General features: G+C 44.0%; 17 protein-coding genes and 2 pseudogenes. 9 read left to right on the forward strand and 10 right to left on the reverse strand.

The genetic code is table 11. The features are described from left to right. Positions 1–767, forward strand: a pseudogene (locus tag AC1EKB_RS02300) (hypothetical protein); the annotation flags it as partial. 895 nt (positions 768–1,662) lie between these two features. On the opposite strand, the gene AC1EKB_RS02305 reads toward AC1EKB_RS02300, so the two are convergent. Continuing rightward, positions 1,663–2,565 carry a hypothetical protein gene (locus tag AC1EKB_RS02305; protein WP_481248740.1) on the reverse strand — a complete coding sequence of 301 codons (903 nt, stop codon included), beginning with the start codon at positions 2,563–2,565 and terminating at the stop codon, positions 1,663–1,665. 295 nt (positions 2,566–2,860) lie between these two features. Here AC1EKB_RS02305 and nusA point away from each other — a divergent pair, with 295 nt between their 5' ends. The 5 genes from nusA to ribF all read left to right on the forward strand — a co-directional run bounded on the left by nusA (position 2,861) and on the right by ribF (position 10,261). After that, positions 2,861–3,907, forward strand: coding sequence for a transcription termination factor NusA (nusA, locus tag AC1EKB_RS02310; protein WP_004131711.1), 1,047 nt, complete (start codon positions 2,861–2,863; stop codon positions 3,905–3,907). 256 nt (positions 3,908–4,163) lie between these two features. Next, the gene (gene infB / locus AC1EKB_RS02315; RefSeq protein ID WP_415694568.1) at positions 4,164–7,055 is read left to right on the forward strand and encodes a translation initiation factor IF-2; all 2,892 of its coding nucleotides are present in this window, start codon (positions 4,164–4,166) and stop codon (positions 7,053–7,055) included. A gap of 1 nt (position 7,056) precedes the next feature. Further along, on the forward strand, positions 7,057–7,629 hold the full coding sequence (gene rbfA, locus AC1EKB_RS02320; RefSeq protein ID WP_481248741.1) for a 30S ribosome-binding factor RbfA: 573 nt from the start codon (positions 7,057–7,059) through the stop codon (positions 7,627–7,629). After that, a complete protein-coding gene (gene truB, locus AC1EKB_RS02325) occupies positions 7,622–8,848 on the forward strand; it encodes a tRNA pseudouridine(55) synthase TruB (RefSeq protein ID WP_481248742.1) in 1,227 nt (408 codons plus the stop codon). Before rbfA ends, truB begins: the two co-directional genes overlap by 8 nt. 105 nt (positions 8,849–8,953) lie before the next feature. Further along, the gene (gene ribF, locus AC1EKB_RS02330; RefSeq protein ID WP_415694571.1) at positions 8,954–10,261 is read left to right on the forward strand and encodes a bifunctional riboflavin kinase/FMN adenylyltransferase; all 1,308 of its coding nucleotides are present in this window, start codon (positions 8,954–8,956) and stop codon (positions 10,259–10,261) included. Here ribF and AC1EKB_RS02335 read toward each other — a convergent pair. The 3 genes from AC1EKB_RS02335 to AC1EKB_RS02345 all read right to left on the reverse strand — a co-directional run bounded on the left by AC1EKB_RS02335 (position 10,247) and on the right by AC1EKB_RS02345 (position 13,067). After that, positions 10,247–11,071, reverse strand: coding sequence for an amino acid ABC transporter ATP-binding protein (locus tag AC1EKB_RS02335; protein WP_004133426.1), 825 nt, complete (start codon positions 11,069–11,071; stop codon positions 10,247–10,249). The two genes, ribF and AC1EKB_RS02335, sit on opposite strands and share 15 nt — an antisense overlap. Beyond that, entirely contained in the window at positions 11,071–12,021 is a 951-nt protein-coding gene (locus AC1EKB_RS02340) for an amino acid ABC transporter permease (protein ID WP_481248743.1), read from the reverse strand. The genes AC1EKB_RS02335 and AC1EKB_RS02340 overlap by 1 nt, the downstream gene beginning before the upstream one ends. A gap of 176 nt (positions 12,022–12,197) precedes the next feature. After that, complete coding sequence (locus tag AC1EKB_RS02345; protein ID WP_415694573.1) at positions 12,198–13,067, reverse strand: ABC transporter substrate-binding protein; 870 nt, start codon at positions 13,065–13,067, stop codon at positions 12,198–12,200. A 396-nt stretch (positions 13,068–13,463) separates the two neighbouring features. Here AC1EKB_RS02345 and AC1EKB_RS02350 point away from each other — a divergent pair, with 396 nt between their 5' ends. After that, entirely contained in the window at positions 13,464–14,333 is an 870-nt protein-coding gene (locus AC1EKB_RS02350; RefSeq protein WP_481248744.1) for a 5'-methylthioadenosine/S-adenosylhomocysteine nucleosidase family protein, read from the forward strand. A gap of 22 nt (positions 14,334–14,355) precedes the next feature. Here the strand turns inward: AC1EKB_RS02350 and AC1EKB_RS02355 are convergent, their stop codons facing one another. The 5 genes and pseudogenes from AC1EKB_RS02355 to radA form a co-directional block, all read right to left on the reverse strand. Next, entirely contained in the window at positions 14,356–14,805 is a 450-nt protein-coding gene (locus AC1EKB_RS02355) for a cupin domain-containing protein (RefSeq protein WP_481248745.1), read from the reverse strand. Beyond that, positions 14,772–14,888, reverse strand: a pseudogene (locus tag AC1EKB_RS02360) (hypothetical protein); the annotation flags it as partial. The gene AC1EKB_RS02355 and the pseudogene AC1EKB_RS02360, both read right to left, overlap by 34 nt. A gap of 50 nt (positions 14,889–14,938) precedes the next feature. Beyond that, the gene (locus AC1EKB_RS02365) at positions 14,939–16,360 is read right to left on the reverse strand and encodes an amidohydrolase family protein (RefSeq protein ID WP_481248746.1); all 1,422 of its coding nucleotides are present in this window, start codon (positions 16,358–16,360) and stop codon (positions 14,939–14,941) included. A gap of 90 nt (positions 16,361–16,450) precedes the next feature. Continuing rightward, positions 16,451–17,968: an adenosylhomocysteinase gene (locus AC1EKB_RS02370; RefSeq protein WP_481248848.1), complete on the reverse strand. Its 1,518-nt coding sequence runs from the start codon at positions 17,966–17,968 to the stop codon at positions 16,451–16,453. A 19-nt stretch (positions 17,969–17,987) separates the two neighbouring features. Beyond that, positions 17,988–19,439 carry a DNA repair protein RadA gene (gene radA, locus AC1EKB_RS02375; RefSeq protein WP_481248747.1) on the reverse strand — a complete coding sequence of 484 codons (1,452 nt, stop codon included), beginning with the start codon at positions 19,437–19,439 and terminating at the stop codon, positions 17,988–17,990. 91 nt (positions 19,440–19,530) lie between these two features. On the opposite strand from radA, the gene AC1EKB_RS02380 reads away from it, so the two are divergent. Next, a complete protein-coding gene (locus tag AC1EKB_RS02380) occupies positions 19,531–20,163 on the forward strand; it encodes a hypothetical protein (RefSeq protein ID WP_004131724.1) in 633 nt (210 codons plus the stop codon). A 170-nt stretch (positions 20,164–20,333) separates the two neighbouring features. Continuing rightward, positions 20,334–20,423: a 30S ribosomal protein bS22 gene (locus AC1EKB_RS02385; RefSeq protein WP_004268639.1), complete on the forward strand. Its 90-nt coding sequence runs from the start codon at positions 20,334–20,336 to the stop codon at positions 20,421–20,423. A gap of 196 nt (positions 20,424–20,619) precedes the next feature. On the opposite strand, the gene rpiA is transcribed toward AC1EKB_RS02385, so the two are convergent. Beyond that, a complete protein-coding gene (gene rpiA / locus AC1EKB_RS02390; protein WP_481248748.1) occupies positions 20,620–21,318 on the reverse strand; it encodes a ribose-5-phosphate isomerase RpiA in 699 nt (232 codons plus the stop codon). Positions 21,319–21,395 lie beyond the last annotated feature (77 nt).

The raw sequence follows: 21,395 nt of genomic DNA on the forward strand, positions 1-21,395 counted from the left end.
CTCCTGCGGATCCTAAGAAGGATCAGACTCCTGCGGATCCTAAGAAGGATCAGACTCCTGCGGATCCTAAGAAGGATTCTGAGTCTACAGATGATAAGATTCATGCTCTTAAGTTAGCGGATGCTAAGGCTGAGTTTACTAAGCAGAAGGCTGAGTTGAATAAGAAGAAGACTGCTCTTATTACGGCTGCTACTGATCTTAATAATGCTGCTCAGGCTGTTCAGTCTGCGAAGAATAGTGTTGATGATGCGAAGCGTAATTTGGCTCAGAATAAAGATAAGAAGAATGTAAACTCTTTGAAGGATGCCCTAAATAAAGCTGATGCTGATTTGAAGAAGGCTGAGAAGGTGCAGGAGAAGAAGAGTGCTGCTTTCAAGGATGCTTACAAAAACTTTATGGAGTTGTTGACTGGTAATTATGCTAAGGCTGTTAACGCTTTAACTGCATTGGATGAGACAGCTGTTAATACTGCTGATACTGTGGCTGGAGTTGAGGAAGCTTTGGCTGATAATGAGGCTGTTAAGAATGCTTTGAATATTGTTCCATCTGCAACGATTCAGCAGGGTAATACTGGCGCTACCAAGCAGGGTCAGCAGGGTAAGCAAGACCAGCAGGGCAAGCAGGGTAAGACTGAGGTTGAGAACAAGAACGGCAAGGACAAGCGCGGTAACACCCACACTGGTACTGGTGTTGGCGTAACTTTGACCGCTTTGGCTGCCACCATGCTCGCTGGCATGGGTGCTGCTGTTCGCAAGGCTCGTCACTAAGCAATGCGCGCGCACTTATGCTAAGTGTGTGAGTGCGCGCTTGAAATAGGCTTGCGTTAGGCGGCGGCGCGTGTTTTGTGCTGCAGCTTGCACGCGGGGTTTAGAGTTTGCTTGGTTTGCCGAAATTTCCTTTTCTTACCGTGTAGGTTCTTTATTCTGCTTGTAAGTGCTTAATGCTTGTTGCTAGAGATGGTTTTCCGCTAGGGACGGGATTCTGTTTTTAGTATTAAAGGCTTGTTAGGTTTTCTAACAAGCCTTTTTCTTTTCCCCCGCGCCAACCTGCCTGAGCGCTAAAGAGCGTAGCGCGCGAAGGCAATTTGGCGCGCTGAGCCGCTAAAACGTAAAGTCTAGTGGACTTTACGTGCGGCGAAGACGTGAGCGCGGCTAATCCGCGCGAACGACATGACCTGCCTTTTCGCTTAGACCGCGCGAACGATGACCTGCTTTGTAGTGCGATTGTACTGGATTTACGGCGTGTCGTTATACAATTGCACTACATAAACACGCAGAACTGTAGTGTGTTTGTACTGAATTTCGGTGTTTTTTGATACAAACACACTACAAGGCTGCATGGGTTACATTAAGTGAGGTAGAGATTCGAGATTTTTCGCACTGAATGAGATGAACCTCAGCGCCGAAGGTGGTGATTCATCGAATGAAGAAGAAAAATCGAGAATCTCGGTGATAAAAACCACGCAAAAGTCCTAGATATTCAGAAGGTTTGATGTATTTCTATACGAGCAATAAATAGCGCCATACTGAGGCCTTGGAATATTAACGTTCATAAGACCCCCGTAAAGGAGCGCGTCACTTGCGAGGAGAGAAATACTCAAACCTCGCGCAATACCGAGTAAGGGGAATCGTTCGCGCGGTCTAAGCGCAAAATCGCAGTGTGCTATTGCTCAAAAATCATGGAAGAATCGCTAGGATATCCATAAGCGTACGCACTCATAATATGCGAAATAGTAATGTTTGCAAGAATCTCCATAAATTCCTGATTTGTGTTGCTAGAAAGCGCGCTATGGTTTACGCTACCGTCTTTGTTTGTAGGGAAAATGGCTTGATTTAGCGCGTCTAGTTCTCCGCGCGCGCAATCCATATACGCTATTGCAACTATTGGCAAGTCTTTTGCGCTAGCTTCGTCTTTTGCAACGCCAGAATCCAGATTCTTTTGCGGTATTTCGTATACTTTTTGTCGCAAGTCGCTTCCGCTTGAAGCAAAGTGCATAAGTGTGTTAGCAATCGTAGCTGTAATATCGCTTTGTCTTAACGAAACGTTATCAACATCTTTTGCAGCTAAAGTTTGTAACATAAAAGCTAGTTTGTCTTGTTCTAATGCCGCTTTTGCAAGTGGGTCGTGATTCCAATACAAGTTACTAGTACTATTTGCAAAGTCATACAATTTTTTGTAAACGCTTGATTCCATTTGATTTGCGATTTTAGAGGCGTTTGCCGCTCCGCTTTCGTTGCCTTGACTTAGATTAGCCAATCTCCATGTGTTTTGCGCGCTAAAAACAACGCCTTGAGCAAATCGTGCGTTGCATTGTACCGCAACGTTTTTCCAAGAATTCGCAGCATTTTGCAAGTTGTTTCTAGTTACGTTTGCTTCTTTTTTATCTACGATTTTTTGATTGCGCTTTGCGCTTTGTAAAACCTGGTAGCACGCATTATTGCTTTTAGATGAGCTAGTCGCAGCGTTATTAACGTTATTAAATTGCTTTGATCCCGAGCAAGCGCTAAAAGCCATTAATACAGCAATAAGCGATGCAAATACTAAAACAAACTTTTTCTTGCGCATTAGAACACCTTTTGCTACGTGTTTGATAATATTTTGCACGCCTTGCAAGGCTTTAGAACAAAACAAAACGTGTCTGCATAATCTACTAAAATAGTCTGTGACTGTGACCAATGTTGGCTTGCTTTGTGTCTAACATTTTATGCTTAACATTTTTAATCATAGTCATAAAATTTTGCGCTTTACATACTTGTTAAAATTAGATTTTAGCGTTTTGTTATGCGTAAAACGTATAAAAGAAGAATAAGTTAATTTTATAAGTGAAAATTTATAAATGAATTACAGGAGGACATGCACGATGGAATTGGATTTGGCGGGAATGCATCAGCTTGCGGCTCAGCAGGGGATTAATGCCGACGAGCTGGACGAGGCACTCGCCGAGGCTTTGCGTCTTGCATACATGAAGACTTCCCACCCAGCAAGGCATGCTCGAGTTGAGCTAGATGAGCGTGCTGGTTGCTTTACTGTATGGGCACGAGATGAGATTCCAGGTGTTCCTACAGAAGATAATCCTCACCCAGCATTTACTTTGGGCGAAGAGTATGACGATACGCCTAGAGATTTTGGACGTCTTGCTGCAGCAACAGCTCGCCAAGTTATTACGCAGCTTTTCCGCAAAGTGGAAGATGACCGCGTATTTGGAGCTTTTTCTGGTCAAAAAGGAAAGCTTATTAACGGTATTGTGCAACAGGATTCTAAAGATCCTTCTAATATTCACGTTGCTGTTGGAGATGTTGAAGCCATTTTGCCTAGAAGAGAGCAAGTTCCTGGCGAAAGATATCGCCACGGTGAGCGTATTCGCGTTTATGTTGTAAACGTTGCTCGCGGCTTGCGCGGACCAGAGATAGTTGTTTCTAGATCTCACCCAGATCTTGTTCGCAGACTTTTTGAGCGAGAAGTTCCAGAACTTGTTTCGGGAGCTGTTTCGATTATGGCTATTGCTCGAGAAGCTGGCGCGCGCACTAAGATTGCTGTTCGTGCTAATACCGATGGTGTTAATCCAAAGGGTGCTTTGATTGGCCCTGGTGGTTCGCGCGTTCGTGCTGTATTGGAAAATCTTGGTCAAGAAAAAATCGATATTGTTGATTGGTCGCAAGATCCAGCACAGTTTGTTTCCGCTGCATTGTCTCCAGCAGTAGTAACAGAAGTTCATGTTGTTAGTGAGAAAAGTCAGACTGCTGTTGCTTTTATTCACGATTCTCAGCTTTCTCTTGCCATTGGCAAGGAGGGTCAGAATGCGCGACTTGCAGCAAAGTTGACTGGTTGGAAGATTGGAATTGAGTCTGCGGAAGAGCATGCTAAAAAGCAAGAAGCAATGAACGCTGATTCTAATTCGGCGGAATAAGATTTTTGCTAGCATTTAGCAAACTTGCGACACTCCCGAGAATCCAACGTTTCGAGTAAGCTGAAAGCTGCAATCTGGGCTTATTAGCAGCTTTTTGCCTAGGGAACGAGGTACAAAATCATGGTTGAAATCATGGTTACACGATGAGATATCGCATTATGAGATATCTAAATAAAAAGCATAAGAGTAAGAATCTTATAACAATATAAAGTGGTTGCGTTCGTTTTACGCTGCCACAGACTGAGGAGAACACTGAGTGGTAAAAAAGCGCGTATACGAACTGGCCAAAGAATTTGGTGTAGATAGTAAAACCGTATTGGAACGTTTGAAGAGTATGGGCGAATTCGTAAAGTCCGCTTCTTCAACTGTTGAAGCTCCTGTAGTGCGTCGTCTAAAGACGGAATTTGTGCCTGCGGATTCTGCTGCAAAGAGCGAATCGAAGCCTTCTGCGTCTAAGAATGTTGATCATGCTTCTAATAAATCTGCGGATTCTGCGTCTAATAGCAAGCCAGAATCTCATGGTCAAAATGCAGAAAAGAAGGCTAATCAAAAGCCAGAACAAAAGTCTTTTGCAAAGCAGAATTCTGCGCAAAAAGTGCATGAAAATCACGAATCTAAGACTTCTAATGCGCATGCTGCTAACAATGCAACTCCTAAGCCTTCGGCTGGAAACGCAAAGCCTAATAATTCTTCTAAGTCTGGCGATTCAAAGCGCGGCGCGGAAAAGCGCGGTGGTGTAGAATCTAAATCTTCCAAGCAAGAGCGTTCTTCGCAAATGCCTCCACGTCCTAGACCACATCAAGGTTCTAGTTCTGGGTCCGCTCCTCGACCAGGAAACAATCCGTTTAGTCGAAAGCAGGGTATGCGCGCGCCTACACCTGGAGACATTCCACGCCCACATCCAATGTCGCGACCAGGCACGGCTGCAGAGAATGCTCGTGGCTCAAAGCCAGGGTCTGGTAATGGCAATGGCGGCAACGGCGGTGGTCGCGGTCGCGGTGGTCGCGGCGGAAACCGTCAAGGCGGCGGCAATGGCGGCAACGGAGCAAATCGTTCCCAATGGCAAGGCTCGCATCGTTCAGGCGGCGGCAATGGCGGCGCAGGAACGCGCCCATCGGCAGAGTCGCGCTTTAACGCAAATCAAGCTGCAAGCTTCCAAGCAGCGGCTGCAGGTGCTCCAAACGCAGGCCCATCCAGGGGTGGTCGTGGTCGCGCAGGAGCCGCAGGTGCATTTGGTCGCCAAGGTGGAAAGTCTTCTAAAGCTCGTAAGAATCGTCTTGCAAAGCGCAGAGAATACGAAGAACTTAAAGCACCAGTTATTGGCGGCGTGCGTATTCCTTCGGGTAACGGCGCTACGATTCGCCTTCGTCAAGGCGCAACGCTTTCGGATTTGGCAGAAAAGATTGATGTAAATCCAGCAGCTTTGGTTACTGTTTTGTTCCATCTTGGAGAGATGGCAACAGCTACGCAGTCTTTGGATGAAACAACATTCCAGATTCTTGGCGAAGAAATCGGCTGGAATATTAGTCTTGTTTCTGCAGAAGAAGAAGATAAAGAGCTTCTTCAGCAGTTCGATATTGACTTAGACGAAGAAGAGCTTCAAGAAGACGATAATCTTGTAACTCGTCCTCCAGTTGTTACTGTTATGGGCCACGTTGATCACGGTAAAACTCGCTTGCTCGATACAATCCGTAAGTCGAATGTTGTAGCGCGCGAAGCTGGCGGCATTACGCAGCGCATCGGTGCTTACCAAGTTACAGTCACCTTAGACGGCGACAAGCGCAAGATTACGTTCTTGGATACCCCAGGCCACGAAGCGTTTACAGCTATGCGTGCTCGTGGTGCGGAGCTTACAGACGTTGCAATTCTTGTTGTTGCAGCAGACGACGGCGTTATGCCTCAAACTGTTGAAGCAATTAACCACGCGCAGGCTGCTCACGTGCCTATTGTTGTTGCAGTAAACAAGATTGATGTTGCTGGAGCAAACCCAGATAAGGTTCGCGGTCAGCTTACAGAGTACGGTCTTGTTCCAGAAGAATACGGCGGCGACACCATGTTTGTGAATATTTCCGCAAAGCAGGGAACCAACGTAGATAAGCTTCTTGAGGCTGTTCTTTTGACTACAGATGCGGAGCTTGATCCTAAGGCGAATCCAAACATGGACGCTCGTGGCGCAACTGTTGAAGCTCGTTTGGATAAGGGTCGCGGTGCTGTTGCAACCGTTCTTGTTCAGCAAGGTACGCTTAAAGTCGGAGATTCCATTGTTGCAGGCACGTCTTATGGTCGCGTTCGCGCAATGCTCGACGAAAATGGCAACCACTTGCAAGAGGCAGGTCCTTCCACGCCGGTTCAGGTGCTTGGTTTGACTTCTGTTCCAACTGCAGGCGACTTGTTCTTGGTTACTTCCGACGATCGTTCTGCTCGCCAAATTGCCGAAAAGCGTCAGGCTACAGAGCGTGCGGCTCAGCTTGCAAAGCGTCGTAAGGTTGTGTCTCTTGAAAGCCTTAAGGAACAGTTTGCTAAGTCCGAAGTGGATATGCTCAACATTGTTATTAAGGGTGATTCTTCTGGCTCCGTTGAAGCTTTGGAAGACTCCTTAATGAAGATTGAGGTTTCCGACGAAGTTGGAATTCAGGTTATTCACCGCGGCGTTGGCGCGATTACTCAAAACGATGTGAACCTTGCAACTGTTGATAAGGCCGTTATTATTGGCTTCAACGTGCGTCCAAATCGCCAGGTTGCAGACTTGGCAGATCGCGAAGGCGTGGAAGTTAAGTACTACTCGGTTATTTACAAAGCAATCGAAGATATTGAAGCTGCTTTGAAGGGTATGCTTAAGCCAGAGTTCGAAGAGGTTGTTACATCTCATTCCGAGATTCGCGAAATCTTCCGCTCGTCCAAGTTTGGCAATATTGCTGGTGTTATGGTTCAAGATGGTGAGGTTAAGCGCGGAACCAAGTGCCGTATTTTGCGTAACGGTGTTGCAACTGTTAACGATCTTGAAATCTCCACTTTGCGTAGGTTTAAGGATGACGTGCAATCCGTTAGCGAAGGCTACGAGGCAGGCATTAACCTTGGAAGCTTTAACGACATTGAGCTTGGCGACGTAATCGAAACCTTTGAAATGAAGCAGATCGAGCGCAAATAATATGGCTGGAACAAACCCTAGAGCCGCGCGAATTGCGGCTTTGATTCACAGAGTGATTGCGTCCAATATGGAATCGCATTTGCACGATAAGCGACTTGCTAACGTAACGATTACAGAAGTGAGAGTTACTAACGATTTGCAAATAGCTAAAGTGTATTGGACGCAGCTTGGTACTGCTGGAAAAGAGCAGGGCGAGCGTATGCGCGCAAACCAGGCTTTGCAACAGGCTAAGGGTCGTTTGCGCACTTTAGTTGGAGCTAAAGCAGGCTTGCGATTAACGCCTCAAATCCAATTTGTTTACGATGAAGTTCCTAGCGAAGCTCACGAGATTGAAGACATTTTGGTTGCGGCTCGCAAGCGTGACGAGGAGCTAGCTAAAGCGCGAGAAACAGCGCAATATGCTGGGGAAGCGGATCCGTATAAAAAGCCTCGTGAAGATGAGGATTTTGACGACGAGGATTTTGACGAAGACAGCGACTTTGAAGAGGATGACTTTGCGGATTCGGGAGATTCTGCGGATTATGGCGACTTCGATAGCGATGTAACTAGCGACTTTAGAGAGGGCAATGAGTAGTCCTGAATTACCATCTTCTGGAATTTTGCTAGTAGATAAACCAAAAGGCGTTACCAGTCACGATGTTGTATCTTTTGCACGCGGCCTGTTGCACACTAAACGAGTGGGTCATGCTGGCACTCTTGACCCAATGGCAACAGGCTTGCTGATTCTTGGATTTGGTAACGCCACGCGCTTGCTCAACTATTTGCTTGGTCACAATAAAACGTACGAAGCTGTGATTCGTCTTGGCGAGTCAACTAATACAGACGACGCGGATGGAAATATTATTGCAAGCGCTAAGAGCGAAAATACTATTCTAAGCTCTTCAAATAACGCAAATATTGATGAAATTCTTAAAGAATTGCGCGTTGTGATCGAAAAGAATTTTACTGGCTCGATTATGCAAACGCCAACATCTTTTTCTGCTATAAAAGTAAATGGCATTCGCGCTTACGACTTAGCGCGTGAAGGTAAAGATGTTCATTTAGAGCCTAGAGAAGTTTTTATTTACGATTTTTCTTTGCTGGATGCGCATTTTAGTGTGGGCGTAAGCGGCGCAAAGGTTATTGACGTGCGCGCAAGCGTTTCTTGCTCTAGTGGCACATATATTCGCGCTCTAGCTCGCGATTTGGGGCGTGTTCTTGGAGTTGGAGGCCACTTAGTGAGCCTTAGAAGAACGCGTATTGGCGATTTTTCTATAGAAGATAGTCGCGTGCTTAAGCTTAAAAGTGTTATTCGCACATTTACAAGCAAAAATGGCGTGACTCAAACTCGTGCGAAGGCTGTTTTAGACGATTCATACTATTCGCAAGGCTCATATGAATCGCGAGGTTCATGCGATTCTCGTACTGCTGGCGATTCGCGAGCTGCTTTGCCAGCTTCATCGCCTTTAGAAAACACTCTTAATCAACACTTGCTAAGCATGTTTGAATCTGCAAAATTAACAATGCAAACAGTAGAAGTAAGCGAAAATCAAGCTAAAGACTTGCGATTTGGCAGAAAAATCACAATTCCTACGATTAGCGCAAAAAACGCGATTGCATACGTAAAAGCCACAAAAGATGAGCAAAACGATGTTGTAGCAGTTCTGGAAACCGCTGAAAAATCGCAAGCAACCGCAGATTTAAGCAGAACGGTTTCTATATCTAAAGCCAAAATTACAACAACAAACGAAAAAATCGGAAAAAATACAAATCAAATAGAAGCTAAACCAATTGTAGTATTTGTACAAAGCTAGTTTGCTGGTAAAATAGGTGTTAGTGTGAAAATGGGGTTGCGGCAAAGTGGCGTCTAAAATAAAGCGATACCAATATTTGCAGCTCTTGCGAACAGTAAGGATATAATGAAGGTCATCGACATTCGACCAGATGCCAACGGTATGATTAGTTGGCCAACGTTGAGCGCTCAACGTAAGTCAGTTGTTACAATAGGCGTATTTGACGGAATGCATCTTGGGCATCGTAAAGTTATTGAGCGAACAGTAGAGATTGCGCGCAAAAACAACGCGTTTTCGGTTGTTATAATGTTTGACCCTCGTCCAAGCGTTGTGCACGAAAATCCAGATTTATTCGACGATTTTGGCGATGACGCGCAAATTCCAGTAGATTCGCAAGCGCTAACAAGCGTTCGTCAGCGTCTTAGAGTTTTGCAACAGTTAGATGTTGATCACGTTATTATTGTTCGATATAGCCTTGCTTTTGCAGCAAAATCGTACAGATTCTTCCTTGGGCAGCTGGTTGGAAAGCTAGGCATGCGCGCGCTTGTTTTAGGCTCGGATGCAGCTTTGGGCGCTAAAAGAGCTGGAAACGTTCATGCTATTAAAGAGCTTGCGCAAGCTACAGGCGTTTTTAATCTTGTTGTTGTAGATGATTTTGGGCCAGGAGACGTTCGCGTTCCAGATCCGATTGTTCCAGAGGTTCCTTTAGAAGGCGGAGAGCCAAAAGATCCTGCAAGTGGCATGAATAAGGCGGAATATCGCGCTTGGAGCAAGGGCATGCCGAATAAAAAGGTTCGTGCTTGGAGCTCTACAAATGTGCGATGGATGCTTGCAAATGGCAGGGTTCGAGATGCTGGAGATATTCTTGGACAGCCGCATAGAGTAGAAGGCACTGTTATTCACGGAGCTGGTCGCGGTCATCAAATTGGGTTCCCAACTGTAAATCTTGGGGAGCGAATTGACGGATATATTCCTGTTGATGGCGTATATGCTGGCTGGATTATTGATTTAGATGCAGACGAGCAAAATGGCGCTTCTTCTAGCAGAAACATTCCTAGCGTAGGTGTTTTGCGTAAAGATGAGCTTCATCTTGGTTCGCATTCACCTTGGCGTTGGGCTGCTGCAATTTCAGTTGGCACTAATCCTACTTTTGAAGATGACGCAGCAAATCGCGCGGATGCTTACGACGATACTCTAGAAGAGCAATCGTCTAATGCATATAATCCGTCTGATTCTTCTAATGCATCTAATACGTCTAATCGAACTGTTGAAGCATATGCATTAACAGACAAGATTCAAGACTTATACGGTCACAGAGTTTGCATTGAGTTTGCGCGATTCTTGCGCCCGCAGCAAGCATTTGACTCGCAAGAGCAGCTTAAAGACGCTATTAGCAAAGACGTTGAGCAAACGCGCGCGCTAGTGTCGGAATGATTTAAAGAAGTTTTGCGTTTCTGGGTCGCTGCAAGCATCCATAACCTCGTACGGCGTGCCATTTTCTGCAACGACGCCATTTCTAAGCAAAACTACTCTGTCGGCCGCTTCGTGCGCAAAATGCATCTCGTGAGTGGCCATTAAAATGGTTGTTCCTTGCTGCTTTAGTTCCGCAACCATGTCTAGAACTTCGCCAACAAGCATTGGGTCTAGAGCAGAAGTAATCTCGTCTAAAAGCAAAAGTTGTGGGCTTGTCATAAGCGCGCGCGCAATCGCCACTCGCTGCTGCTGCCCGCCCGAAAGCTGATCTGGGTAGGACTTTGCTTTATTTTCTAGCTTAATCCTAGACAGAAGCTCCATTGCGCGGCTTTCTGCGCGATCTTTGCTCCAATGATGAACTTTTCGCGCAGCAAGAGTTACGTTATCTAAAACACTCATATGCGTAAAAAGATTGAATTGCTGGAACACAACTCCGATTTGAGATCTAATTTGATCTTGATTTATGCGCGGATCCGTAATATCTGTGTTTCCAAGCCAAACTTGGCCGTCGTCTACTCTCTCAAGCAAATTAATGCACTTCATAAGAGTAGATTTGCCGCTTCCAGAAGGCCCTAAAAGAGCCACCACTTCGTGAGGCGCAATATCAAAAGAAATGCCTTTAAGAACAGGCGTTGAGTTATACGACTTGCGAATATTGCTTAAGCGCAAAACTGGAGTTGAATCCGTATTGTCGCTTGCATTTGTTTGATTGCTTGTGTTCGTGTAATCACTCATTTGTTGATTTACCTTTTGATTTGTTACGTTACTCATCACACAGTTCCTCCGTTTAGCTCGCGCTTGCGAAGTCTTGCTGTATACCAATCGTTTAGAACAATAAACGGAATGCTTAGCGCTATAAACACAACGCTTGCTACAACGTATGGAGTGAAGTTATAAGAAGTTGCTACAGATATTTGAGCGGCTCGAACTGCGTCTACAGCACCCAAAACCGATATAAGTCCTGCATCTTTTTGCATAGATATAAAGTCGTTCATTAATGCAGGAGCCACTTTTCTTAAGCCAAGAGGAATTACCACTAATCGCACAGTTTGACCAGATGTTAAGCCAAGTGACCTTGCAGATGCTCGCATAGATGGATGCACGTCTTCAAATCCTGCGCGCAATACCTCTCCAACGTATGCAGAGTAACTCATAATAATGGCGATTGTGCCAAGTATTGCCGGAGGAATTCGCCCAAAAAGCTGCAATCCTGGTATGCCAAAGCCGATTAAGTAAAGCACAACAAGCATTGGTATGCCGCGCATAATAGTTGTGTAGAATTGCGCTATAGCGCGCAAAGGGAAAAGCATTGGGCTTACGCTTGTGCGAATAACTGCGATTAATGTTCCAAGTATTGCTACTCCAATAACAGCAAACACAAGCACTTGCAAGTTAAGCATTAAGCCTTGCAAAACGGATGGCAAAGATAGCATAAAGTATTTGCCAGAGAAGAAAGTTTCGCGCACTCTTGGCCAACCAGGACTCATTGCAAGCGCCGCAATGCACACGCCAAGCAATACTAAAGTGCTTATTATGCTTGTTAAAACAGATTTAAGATTCTGTTTTTTGCGTATTGCTCTGCGCTCAAGCTCGATATTGCTTAAAGCGCACGTTCCTTCATCTAATGCCGTATTAGCGCTAGATAGTGACGACGCATTAGTGAGTGACTTATTTGATTCGTTGCTTGCAGAATCTGTTGTACTGCCGTTAAGTACTGTCATTGGCGGTAGCCTGAGCCTTTCGACATAATGAATGATACGCACTATTGTAAGCACTTTTATGTGACGATTGGGTTACAAATTGCTTACAATAATGCGTATTGGTAATGACGTTGGTACGATTTTTATTTATTTTGATCTATTTTTAATCTATTTTGTTTGATTTAATTTAGATCAATTTACTTAAGAACTGGCACATCAGTTGTGTACTCTGCAAGCCACTTTTCTTGGAGCTTCTTCAAAGTGCCATCTTTTTCTAGCGCGTTTACAGCCTTAGTAACGTCTGCAGTAAGCTTAGAGCCTTTTGGAAGCACAAGGCCAGTTCCTTCCTTATCTTCCGATCCTGCAATCTGTCCAAGAACAACACCATCCTTAACTTGCTTACTGCGAACAATGTTCACAGAAGATGGAGTATCTATAACAAGTGCGTCAATTTGCTTAGAGTCAAGAGCCTGAACCAATGCGTCGTTATCGTTAAAGGTTTGAATATCGCTCTTAATCTTGTCTTTAGCAAAGCTGTAGCTTGTTGTTCCAACCATTGCGCCAATCTGCGCGGTTTTAAGATCTGCTAAAGTCTTTGCGTTAGCAAACTTGCTGTCTTTTTTAACAACAACTCCTTGAGTTGCATTGTAGTAGCTTGGCGAAAAGTCTACTGCCTTCTTGCGTTCTTCGGTAATAGAGAACTGCTGAAGGTTAAAGTCAAAGTCCTTTGGACCTGGAGTTACTGCGGAGTCAAAGGTTGTACGAACCCACTTAACCTTGTCTTTGCTATATCCAAGTTTCTTTGCAACAGCGTATGCTACTGCGGATTCGTATCCCTTACCGTTTTCTGGCTTGTTATCGTACATCCAAGGTGTGTAAGTTGGCTGAGCTGTGCCGATTGTCAAAACGCCTGGAGTGATCGTCTTTTGGTTTGGATCTTGTGCGTTTTGGCTTCCGCATGCCGCTGTGCTAACCATTGCAGCCACTGCTAATGCTGCTGCAGCGATTTTTGTAGCTGCGATTGCTACGCGGTTAGTGTGCAAGTTGTTATGTACGAAAATAGCCATTTTTTCTCCTTGTTTTTGCTAAAACCTTAAAATTTTTCGCTTATTCGTTTTTTAAGCGATTTAAGTAGGTTTTGCGGCCGTACATTTGATAGTTTATAAGACGATAGGCGTATTTAAGGCTTAATTGTTACAGAATTGTTATCGCGATTGTTTATAACGTGCTATATTTTGTTGATTTAATAGCGTAAATTTGCTCTACTTATGTTCAATTTTGTAAATGTTAAGTGGCTGTTACAATCGGTGTGTTGCGGTGTGTTGTGTTGTTTTGGCGTGTATTTACGATTTTAGAGTCATAAGTATTTGACTGTATTTGGTTGTATTTGATTATGTTTGACTATATTTGATTTTGTTAGATTTTATTAGATTAGATTTATCGAACTTATTTTAGGGGAGACTATGCAAAAGGAATTTTCAATCGGTAATTCTGGCGATTTTAGCAATCTTTCAAATCTCGCGGTTATAGTGGCACTTCAAAAAGAGGCTCAACCTATTTTGCAAGCTTTTAGTGGCGAATATAAGTCTTGGCAAGATTACGGAGTTACTTTTATTCAAGGTAAAATCGCGTCTAATAACAAATGCAATAAAGCAGTTCTTACAATATGCATTGCTGGAATGGGAAAGTGTGCTGCAGCTGCAGCAGCTCAGGCGCTTATAATCGAAGCTAAGCCACAAGTATTGATTTTTAGCGGAATCGCAGGAGCATTAAATCCGCGTCTTAATGTTGGAGACATTGTTATAGGCAAGAATCTTCACTATTTAGAAACAAATACGCAAATTATTGCAGATTGTGCTCCATACAAAGAAGTTTTTGAATCGGACTCAAAGTTATGCGCTTTAGCGGCAAATCAAGCAAAGTTATTAGGCTTTAGGCTTGAAAAGTCTTTGCAAGAATCGTCTTCGGATGCTTGCGATTTTTCCGCGGAATCTAAGCAAAGCGCGTCTAATGCAAATATTACGTCTGATACAAGTTCAAACGGCGTTGCATACGTTTGCGGAAACATAGCAACAAGCGACCAATTCAACACAGACTCAAAGGTTCTAGATGCAGTTCGCGAAGAGGTTTTTGGCGATTGCGAAGAGATGGAAGGTGCTGCAGTAGCGCATATTGCAGCTAAAAATAGCGTGCAGTTCCTTGCGATTCGCGCAATGAGTAATCGTTGCGGAGAATCTTATGAATCGCTTGATGAGCATAAAGACGATTTAGTTCTTGCTGCAAATCGTGCTGGAAGCTTGACTTTGAGCGTTTTGAACGCGCTTGTTAAATAGCTTACGCCTTCAAAGTAGCATACTAGTTTTTAGACGCTAAATTAAATCCGCTAAAAGTAAAGCCAGGGCTTACAACGCAAGACACCAATACATCTGCGTTGCTAGGCACAGTTCGCTGCCATGTTCCAGCAGGAATCACAAGATGACCGCGCGTAAGTAGGCTGTTGCCATCTTTAGTGTTTCCCAAAGTAAAACGTTGCAAATCGGCCTCTGCACAAGGATTTTGGCCGCATCCGCCAAGTTCGATCGTAAGATTTGCAGGCCCATGCCAAAGCCAAATCTCGTCTGCATCAACTTTATGCCACGCGCTTGAATCGCCAGCTGGTAAAAGAAAATAAATAAGCGATGCTAGTGGCCTTGGAGCGCTGGCTGCGGAGTTTTCGTCAACTTGTGTATTAGTTGCGTTTGCGCTCGCGTCTGTGCTGTTATTTGAGCTATATAGTTGCGATGTTGCCAATCGCGAGCGTACCATCCGCCTTCTGGGTGCGCTTCTAAGTGCAATTCTTTAACAAGATTTTTCGCGTAATCGCTCATATCTTCTAATTTAACGCTCATAATATCTCCTGATATTTTCTGTTTTTATGTTGACTTATTTTGCGTAAGACTTATTGCGCAAAAGCGCCATTATTGTACACAAGATTTCCAGATATTACAGTTGCTTTTGCGCTTCCTGCGCCGTGACGAACAAAATTGTGCAAAGTCTCTTCAACTCCTTGCGGCGAGCTTGTGTCTGTTGGAATGTTAAAGAACGCCAGGTCTGCTGTTGCACCAGCATTAATTTGTCCAATTCTGTGCGGTCCTACGTGCAAGCCCATAACGCTTGCGCCGCCTAAAGTAAGCATGCGAATAATTCGATGTGTTAAATCATCTTTTCTATAGCCCTGTGCTGTTGCTAGGTCGTAGATTTTTGCAGCATCGTCTAAAACGTCTAAAGATGGGGAAGAAGATAGGGAATCCGTACCAATCGCAAGCAAGTTTCCTTCTTCCATGTAGTCGCGAATTGGCGCATCTCTCTCTGTAACAGTAATGCGATTGGATCTTGGGCAAAGTGCCACTCCAACTCCGCGTTGGCGCAAAATCCTGCGGTCTTCGCCATCCGCCCAAACGCCGTGCGCAATATGAACGTCTGGCCCCAAAGACCCAAGCTGATCCAAAAACTGAATTGCAGATGCCGTCATTCCGTGCGATTTAAGTTCGCTATAGCTTTCCCAAACATTGCTATTCCAATCTGGCGCAGAATACGTAGTTAGCGTATCTGCGTGATTTCCTGCTTCCATTGGCGTTTCAGCCAAGTGTATGTGCAAGCGCATGTTTAGCTGCCTTGCAATGTCTGGCAAATCCACAAACGGCTCTGTTTCTAGGCTATAAGGCGCATGTGGGCTAATACCTATACTCGGTATGCTGCCGTTGTTCATCATTTGCCCAAGCATTTCTAGCAGCTTAGCGTAGCCTTCTTCCTTCCAATCAACGTTTTTCCAGCCCATTACCTCCCAATAGGCAATTCCGTGCATTCCCTGGCTTGCAAGCGCTCCAACCGCTTCAATATCGGTTACAATATCGGCAGCTGCACTAGTGCCAGCTTCCACCATCATTCTTGCGCCTTCGTATGCAGAAGTCTTCCAAGTTGTTAGCGATGGATTTTTTTGTTTATCTTCTTGCAACTTGTCGTAAACAACGTTAAATCCTTGCTCCCAATCGTGGAAATTTCTATATTCTCCTCGTCCTACGCTTGCCATATTTGTGTATTGCAAATGCGTGTGCGCATTGATAAGACCTGGTGTCATAAGACCGTGCCAATGTTTCTCATTTCTAAACATTTGAATATAAGAATCACTTGGCATCTCGTCTTTTAGAATATTAAGAACCCATTGACGTGTTCCAACGTGCACAACGCGTCCGTTAGATACAGCAACAGCACCTTCGGGGATTATTGGCCCCGTTACTGGAATAACCATTGATGCACTGTATAGTGTGACTTCGCTAAGGGGTGTTGGGTGTGCAAGTTTGCGTATTGGGTCTGTAAGCATTGTGTTCCTTAAGGAATTATGTTGTACTACTTTTGCTTTATTTATTCTATTATTGCTTAGATTTATTATGATTTGGTTAATTGATTTATGCTAACTATTTGCTTCTTCCGCAAATCGCGTTAAATCCCACTTGTAGCCGTTGTTTTTATTGGCTTCGCTTGCGCTATATCCGCGTTTTGCTAGTGCGATTCTTGCTATTTGATTATCGGAGCTTTCTGACAATTGGTAGATTCTAGAATCAAGTCGATTTTCGTTATTTTTATTACTATTGCCGTCTTTATTGCCATTGTGCTCTAGCAAATACGCAACCGCGCTCACTTGAACAGCAAAACTAAAGTCCATAATCTCAATAGGATTTCCGCCGCCTGTAGTGTAATTTGTGCCGTCTCCTTCGCTTATTAGCGTGATTTGCGGACCTAGTGGAACTTGGATTTTTCTTTGTGCTGTTCCAATAATTGGCTTAAAATCAGGGATTTCGTCTAGTGCAATCTCGTTTGCAATTCCACCAATAACAGCCAAAATTGCGTTTTCTTGCATGTTTTGCATATTTTGCAATGTAATCGTGTGCCTAACGCCTGTTGCAGAAACAATCATATTGCTTTCTTTAATAGCGCATTCAAGATTTTTAGCTTCAAATCCATCGAAAACTGCGCGTAAGGATTGAACAGGATTTGTATCGCAAATCGTAACTTTTGCACCCAATGCGCGTATTCTTAATGCAAATCCGCGGCCAACTGGTCCATATCCAACAACAGTTACTTTAGCGTTTTCAAAGCATTCGCTTCCAAGAATTTGTTGCATTGTTGTAACGCATGTTTCGCCAGTTCCATGACGATTGTCAAAATCAGTTTTTAGAGCGCTATTATTTACTGCGATTACGGGGTAGTGCAAGTGCCCAGCTTTTTGCATTGCTTCAAAAGCGCGCACTCCACTTGTTGTTTCTTCTGCGACGCCTATTAGATTTGCTGCGATTTGTGGGCGTTCTAGGCTTGCTAGGCGCGCAAAACTTGCGCCATCGTCGATTATTATGTTTGGCTGTATTTCGTCTAGAAGTTTTAGAGCGCCTTCGTGCGTTTGCTCAGGAGACCAATCGCGGTTTGCTTGCACTAAAATTCCCTCTTTTTTAAGTTGATCTGCCACTCTCTGGTCGGTTTCGTCTGGGCCGCAAAAAACGCCAACAATCGCTCCGTGTGCGTGTAGCTCCCTTAGTAGCACGGCTGTTTTTGGCTCTAGCACAAGGCAAACAGCTATTCTAACGCCTTCTAAATTAAGACCGTTTTCTTGTAAATTGTTAAGTAGCGTGCGCATTACTGGCATGTGGTTTTGCGCGTAGTCAATGGCATCTTTTCCGCTTAAATTAGGCGCGTCTACAGTGGTCTCTAGGTTTTTTGCACATATTTTTACGCAAAAATCAGCGTCTTCCTTAGAATTTACTGGAATTATTCCCCAAGATTGAGCGTTTTGCAAGAATTTTTGTGCATTGTTATTGTTGTTATTGTTGCTGCTGTCACTTTCATTATTTTCATCTTCAATAAACACTCGCGAACCTGCAAGCGAGCGATTAGTTTTTTGCGATGTAAAAGCAGCCCATTTGCTAAAGTCAACCATATTAATCTCCATTAATCTCCTACAATCCCAGCGCTTTCAACGCTTCTTTAAGATTATTTACTTCAACTACATCAATTCCTGCAACGTGAATCTTTTTTTGCAAATGGCAAACAATCGCACGTTTATAGCCAATTCTTGCAGCTTCTTTAAGTCTAGTTTCCATTCTAGAAGCCGATCGAACTTGACCAGTCAAGCTAATCTCGCCAATTGCGCACGTAAAAGGCAAAACTGGCTTATTTTTTGCAGCGCTTGCAAGAGATGCCACTATTGCTAAGTCGCAAGAAGGCTCTTTTGCTTTAGCGCCAGCAATCGTAGAAACGTAAATGTCTTTAGCAAGAAGATTCAATCCGCCATGCCTATATAAAACTGCTGTAAGCATAGCGATTCTATTTGCATCTACTCCCGAAACTGCACGCCGAGGAGCAGGCAGAACAGAGTCTGTAACAAGCGCTTGAACCTCAATAGCAAGGCTTCGATTGCCCTCTAAAGTAAGCGTTACGCATGTGCCTTCGTTTTTGCAATCCTCGTTAGAAGACAAAAACAGGCCAGAAGGGTCGGGGACTTCTTCAATTCCACATCCGCTCATATCGAAGCAGCCAACTTCGTCTGTAGGTCCAAAACGATTTTTAACAGCGCGAAGCATGCGCAATGCCGTTTGACTATCTCCTTCAAATTGGCAAACTGTGTCTACAAGATGTTCAAGCGTGCGCGGACCTGCAATCGAGCCGTCTTTTGTAACGTGACCAACTAAAAGCACTGGAATATTACAAGTTTTAGCAACGTCAATAAGCGCGCTAGCTACTTCTCTAACTTGAGTGGAGCCTCCTGTAATGCCATCAACATCGCTAGAAACAATAGTTTGTGCCGAATCAACAATTGCAAGTGTTGGCTTATACTTTTCGATTAGTGCTAAAGCTGTGTTTAAGTCTGTTGTAGAAGCAAGAAGAAGATTTTGACTTATAGCGTTTATGCGTGACGCGCGCAATTTTACTTGCGACTTTGATTCTTCGCCAGAAATGTATAAAACTAAATTTGTTGCAGACTCGTTGCTTTGAGTGGATTCGCCGCCATTTTTAGCTACTTTTCCAGCGGTTTCTAAAAGCAGAGTAGACTTTCCGATTCCTGGCTCGCCTGCTATAAGCGTTACGGACCCTGGAACAAGTCCGCCTCCTAAAACGCGGTCAAATTCGCTAAATCCTGTGTGTATTCTAATTCCATTATCTGCCTGAATGCTGCTAATCGGCTGTGCGTCTACACTGGAATCGATGTTTAACGCGGCAATCGCGTTTGTTTTTGCGCTTCTTGAATTTCTAGACGATCTTAAAGCTTTAGAAACGCCACTTTGCAACTTTGGCTCGCTAAACTCGCTTAGTGTACCCCATTCGCCGCATTCTGGGCAGCGGCCGTACCATTTTGACCCACTCCAACCACATTCGGAGCACAAGTAATAAGTAGAAGATTTTGCAGCCATGATTTGACGCTAGCTGCATTTATAGACATTTTGCCGTCATACTTTTGTGAGATAATCCAAGTATGTTTAACAGTGTTATGTGGGGTAAAAAATGAATTCTTATACAAATAATTCTTCTACTTCTTCGCAAGGATTTTCTGCGTCTCATAACAATTTACGAAAAGTGCTTATTGTTGCATTAATAGTTGTTGTTTTGGCAATTGTTTCCGCGTTTGTTTGGCCAGGTTGGGCGTTAAATCACCAGCAAAATGCACAATCTGCTAAAACGCATGTGCCTTCTGCAAAAACGCCATCTATTAAGGCTAAAGATTTGCCTAGCACTTCTACTGCTCTGTTAAAAGCTATGCCAGATACTGTTCTTGATTTTGCTCGTGTTGATGCTTCTGCTAGCGCAAAATGGTCTTCGGCTTCTCCTTTAGAAGAATACACAGTTAAGTATTCAACTGGAGAATCTGGAAGTGATGTTTCGCTTGTTGTTGCTCAATGGAGCAGTCGCGACTTAGCGAATAAGCAATATGAGCTTTTGCTAGATGGATTAAGTGGGGTAGATGTTGCTTCTGGAAAAATTCAAGTTTCTGGAAAAACCACTGGCAGCTATGTGTTAAAGACTGAGTCGGGCAATAAAGCTAAAGCTAGTGCCATTTGGCAAAACGACACAGCTGTGTTTGAGTTAACTGGATCAAAGCAATCTGTTGAAAGATTCTATAAGCAATTCCCAATGTAAACTTTGCAAAATATAAGCTGTTTTGCATGTATTTTGTATGTGTTTAACGTATGGTTTTGCGCATGTTTTGCATGTGTTTTTGTAAAACTTTGCTTTAGGATTTTCCAAAGTCGTCAAAACGGTGTAACATTAGGCAAGTTGCACACTTTACATATGAATGGAGGCTTCAGATGGGTTCTGTCATCAAGAAGCGCCGCAAGCGGATGAGCAAGAAGAAGCACCGCAAACTGCTGCGTAAGACTCGTCATCAGCGTAAGTAATGCTGTTTGGCGCGCCTGCCCGTTTGGGCACGTAACACTTTTGAAAGCGTTGGATTTTCCAGCGCTTTTTTTATTTCGATTGACTTATTGCGATTGAAGATTGTAAAAAATTTCCCGAAAACGTATGCAAATTAACTAATTTTACATACATTCTCGGGAAATGATTGGTTAAATATTAGATTATGTAGACTGCTACTTACTTATTTGGATTTGTAAGAGTGCGAGGACCGTTTGGATCTCCAACAATCACAGTATCAACCATGTTCAAGAACAGGCCGTGTTCAACAACGCCAACAGTTTCAATCAAATCTTTAGCAAGCTCTTGTGGGTGGTCAATGCGCTCCAAATGCAAGTCAACAACAAAGTTGTTCTCGTCTGTGCGCACTTCTTTGCCATCTGCGTCAAGACGCAAAACTGGCTTGTATCCACGCTTTTCAAACTTGCGAATCACTTGTGCGGATCCGAATGGAATTACCTCAACAGGAAGTGGGAACTTGCCGATTGTATCTACAACCTTGCTGGCGTCCACAATCCACACAATGCGATCGGAGTTGATTGCAACAATCTTTTCCCAAAGAAGAGCCGCGCCGCCGCCCTTAATGCCGTTAAAGTTCTTATCAACTTCGTCTGATCCGTCAATCGTAACGTCAATATGGTTAACATCGTTAATATCAAGAATCTTAATGCCGTAGCCTTCTGCCTGCTCTTGAGTGCGGCGAGAAGTTGTAACTCCAGTAAAGCTTAAGCCTTCTTCTTTAACTCTGCGGCCAAGCTCGTCTACTAAGAATCGCACTGTAGAGCCAGTTCCAAGTCCAACCATCATGCCATTTTGTACGATTTTTGCGGCCTCAATGCCAGCTGCCTTTTTAAGCGCGTCCTGTTGTGCTTTATCCATGTGTGCCTACTTTCTTGTCTTTCTTGCTGGCGTGGCTAAAATACCAGCGTGTTTATAGCGATTTTTACTAACCGCCA

This window comes from Gardnerella sialicivorans subsp. sialicivorans (assembly GCF_056746795.1).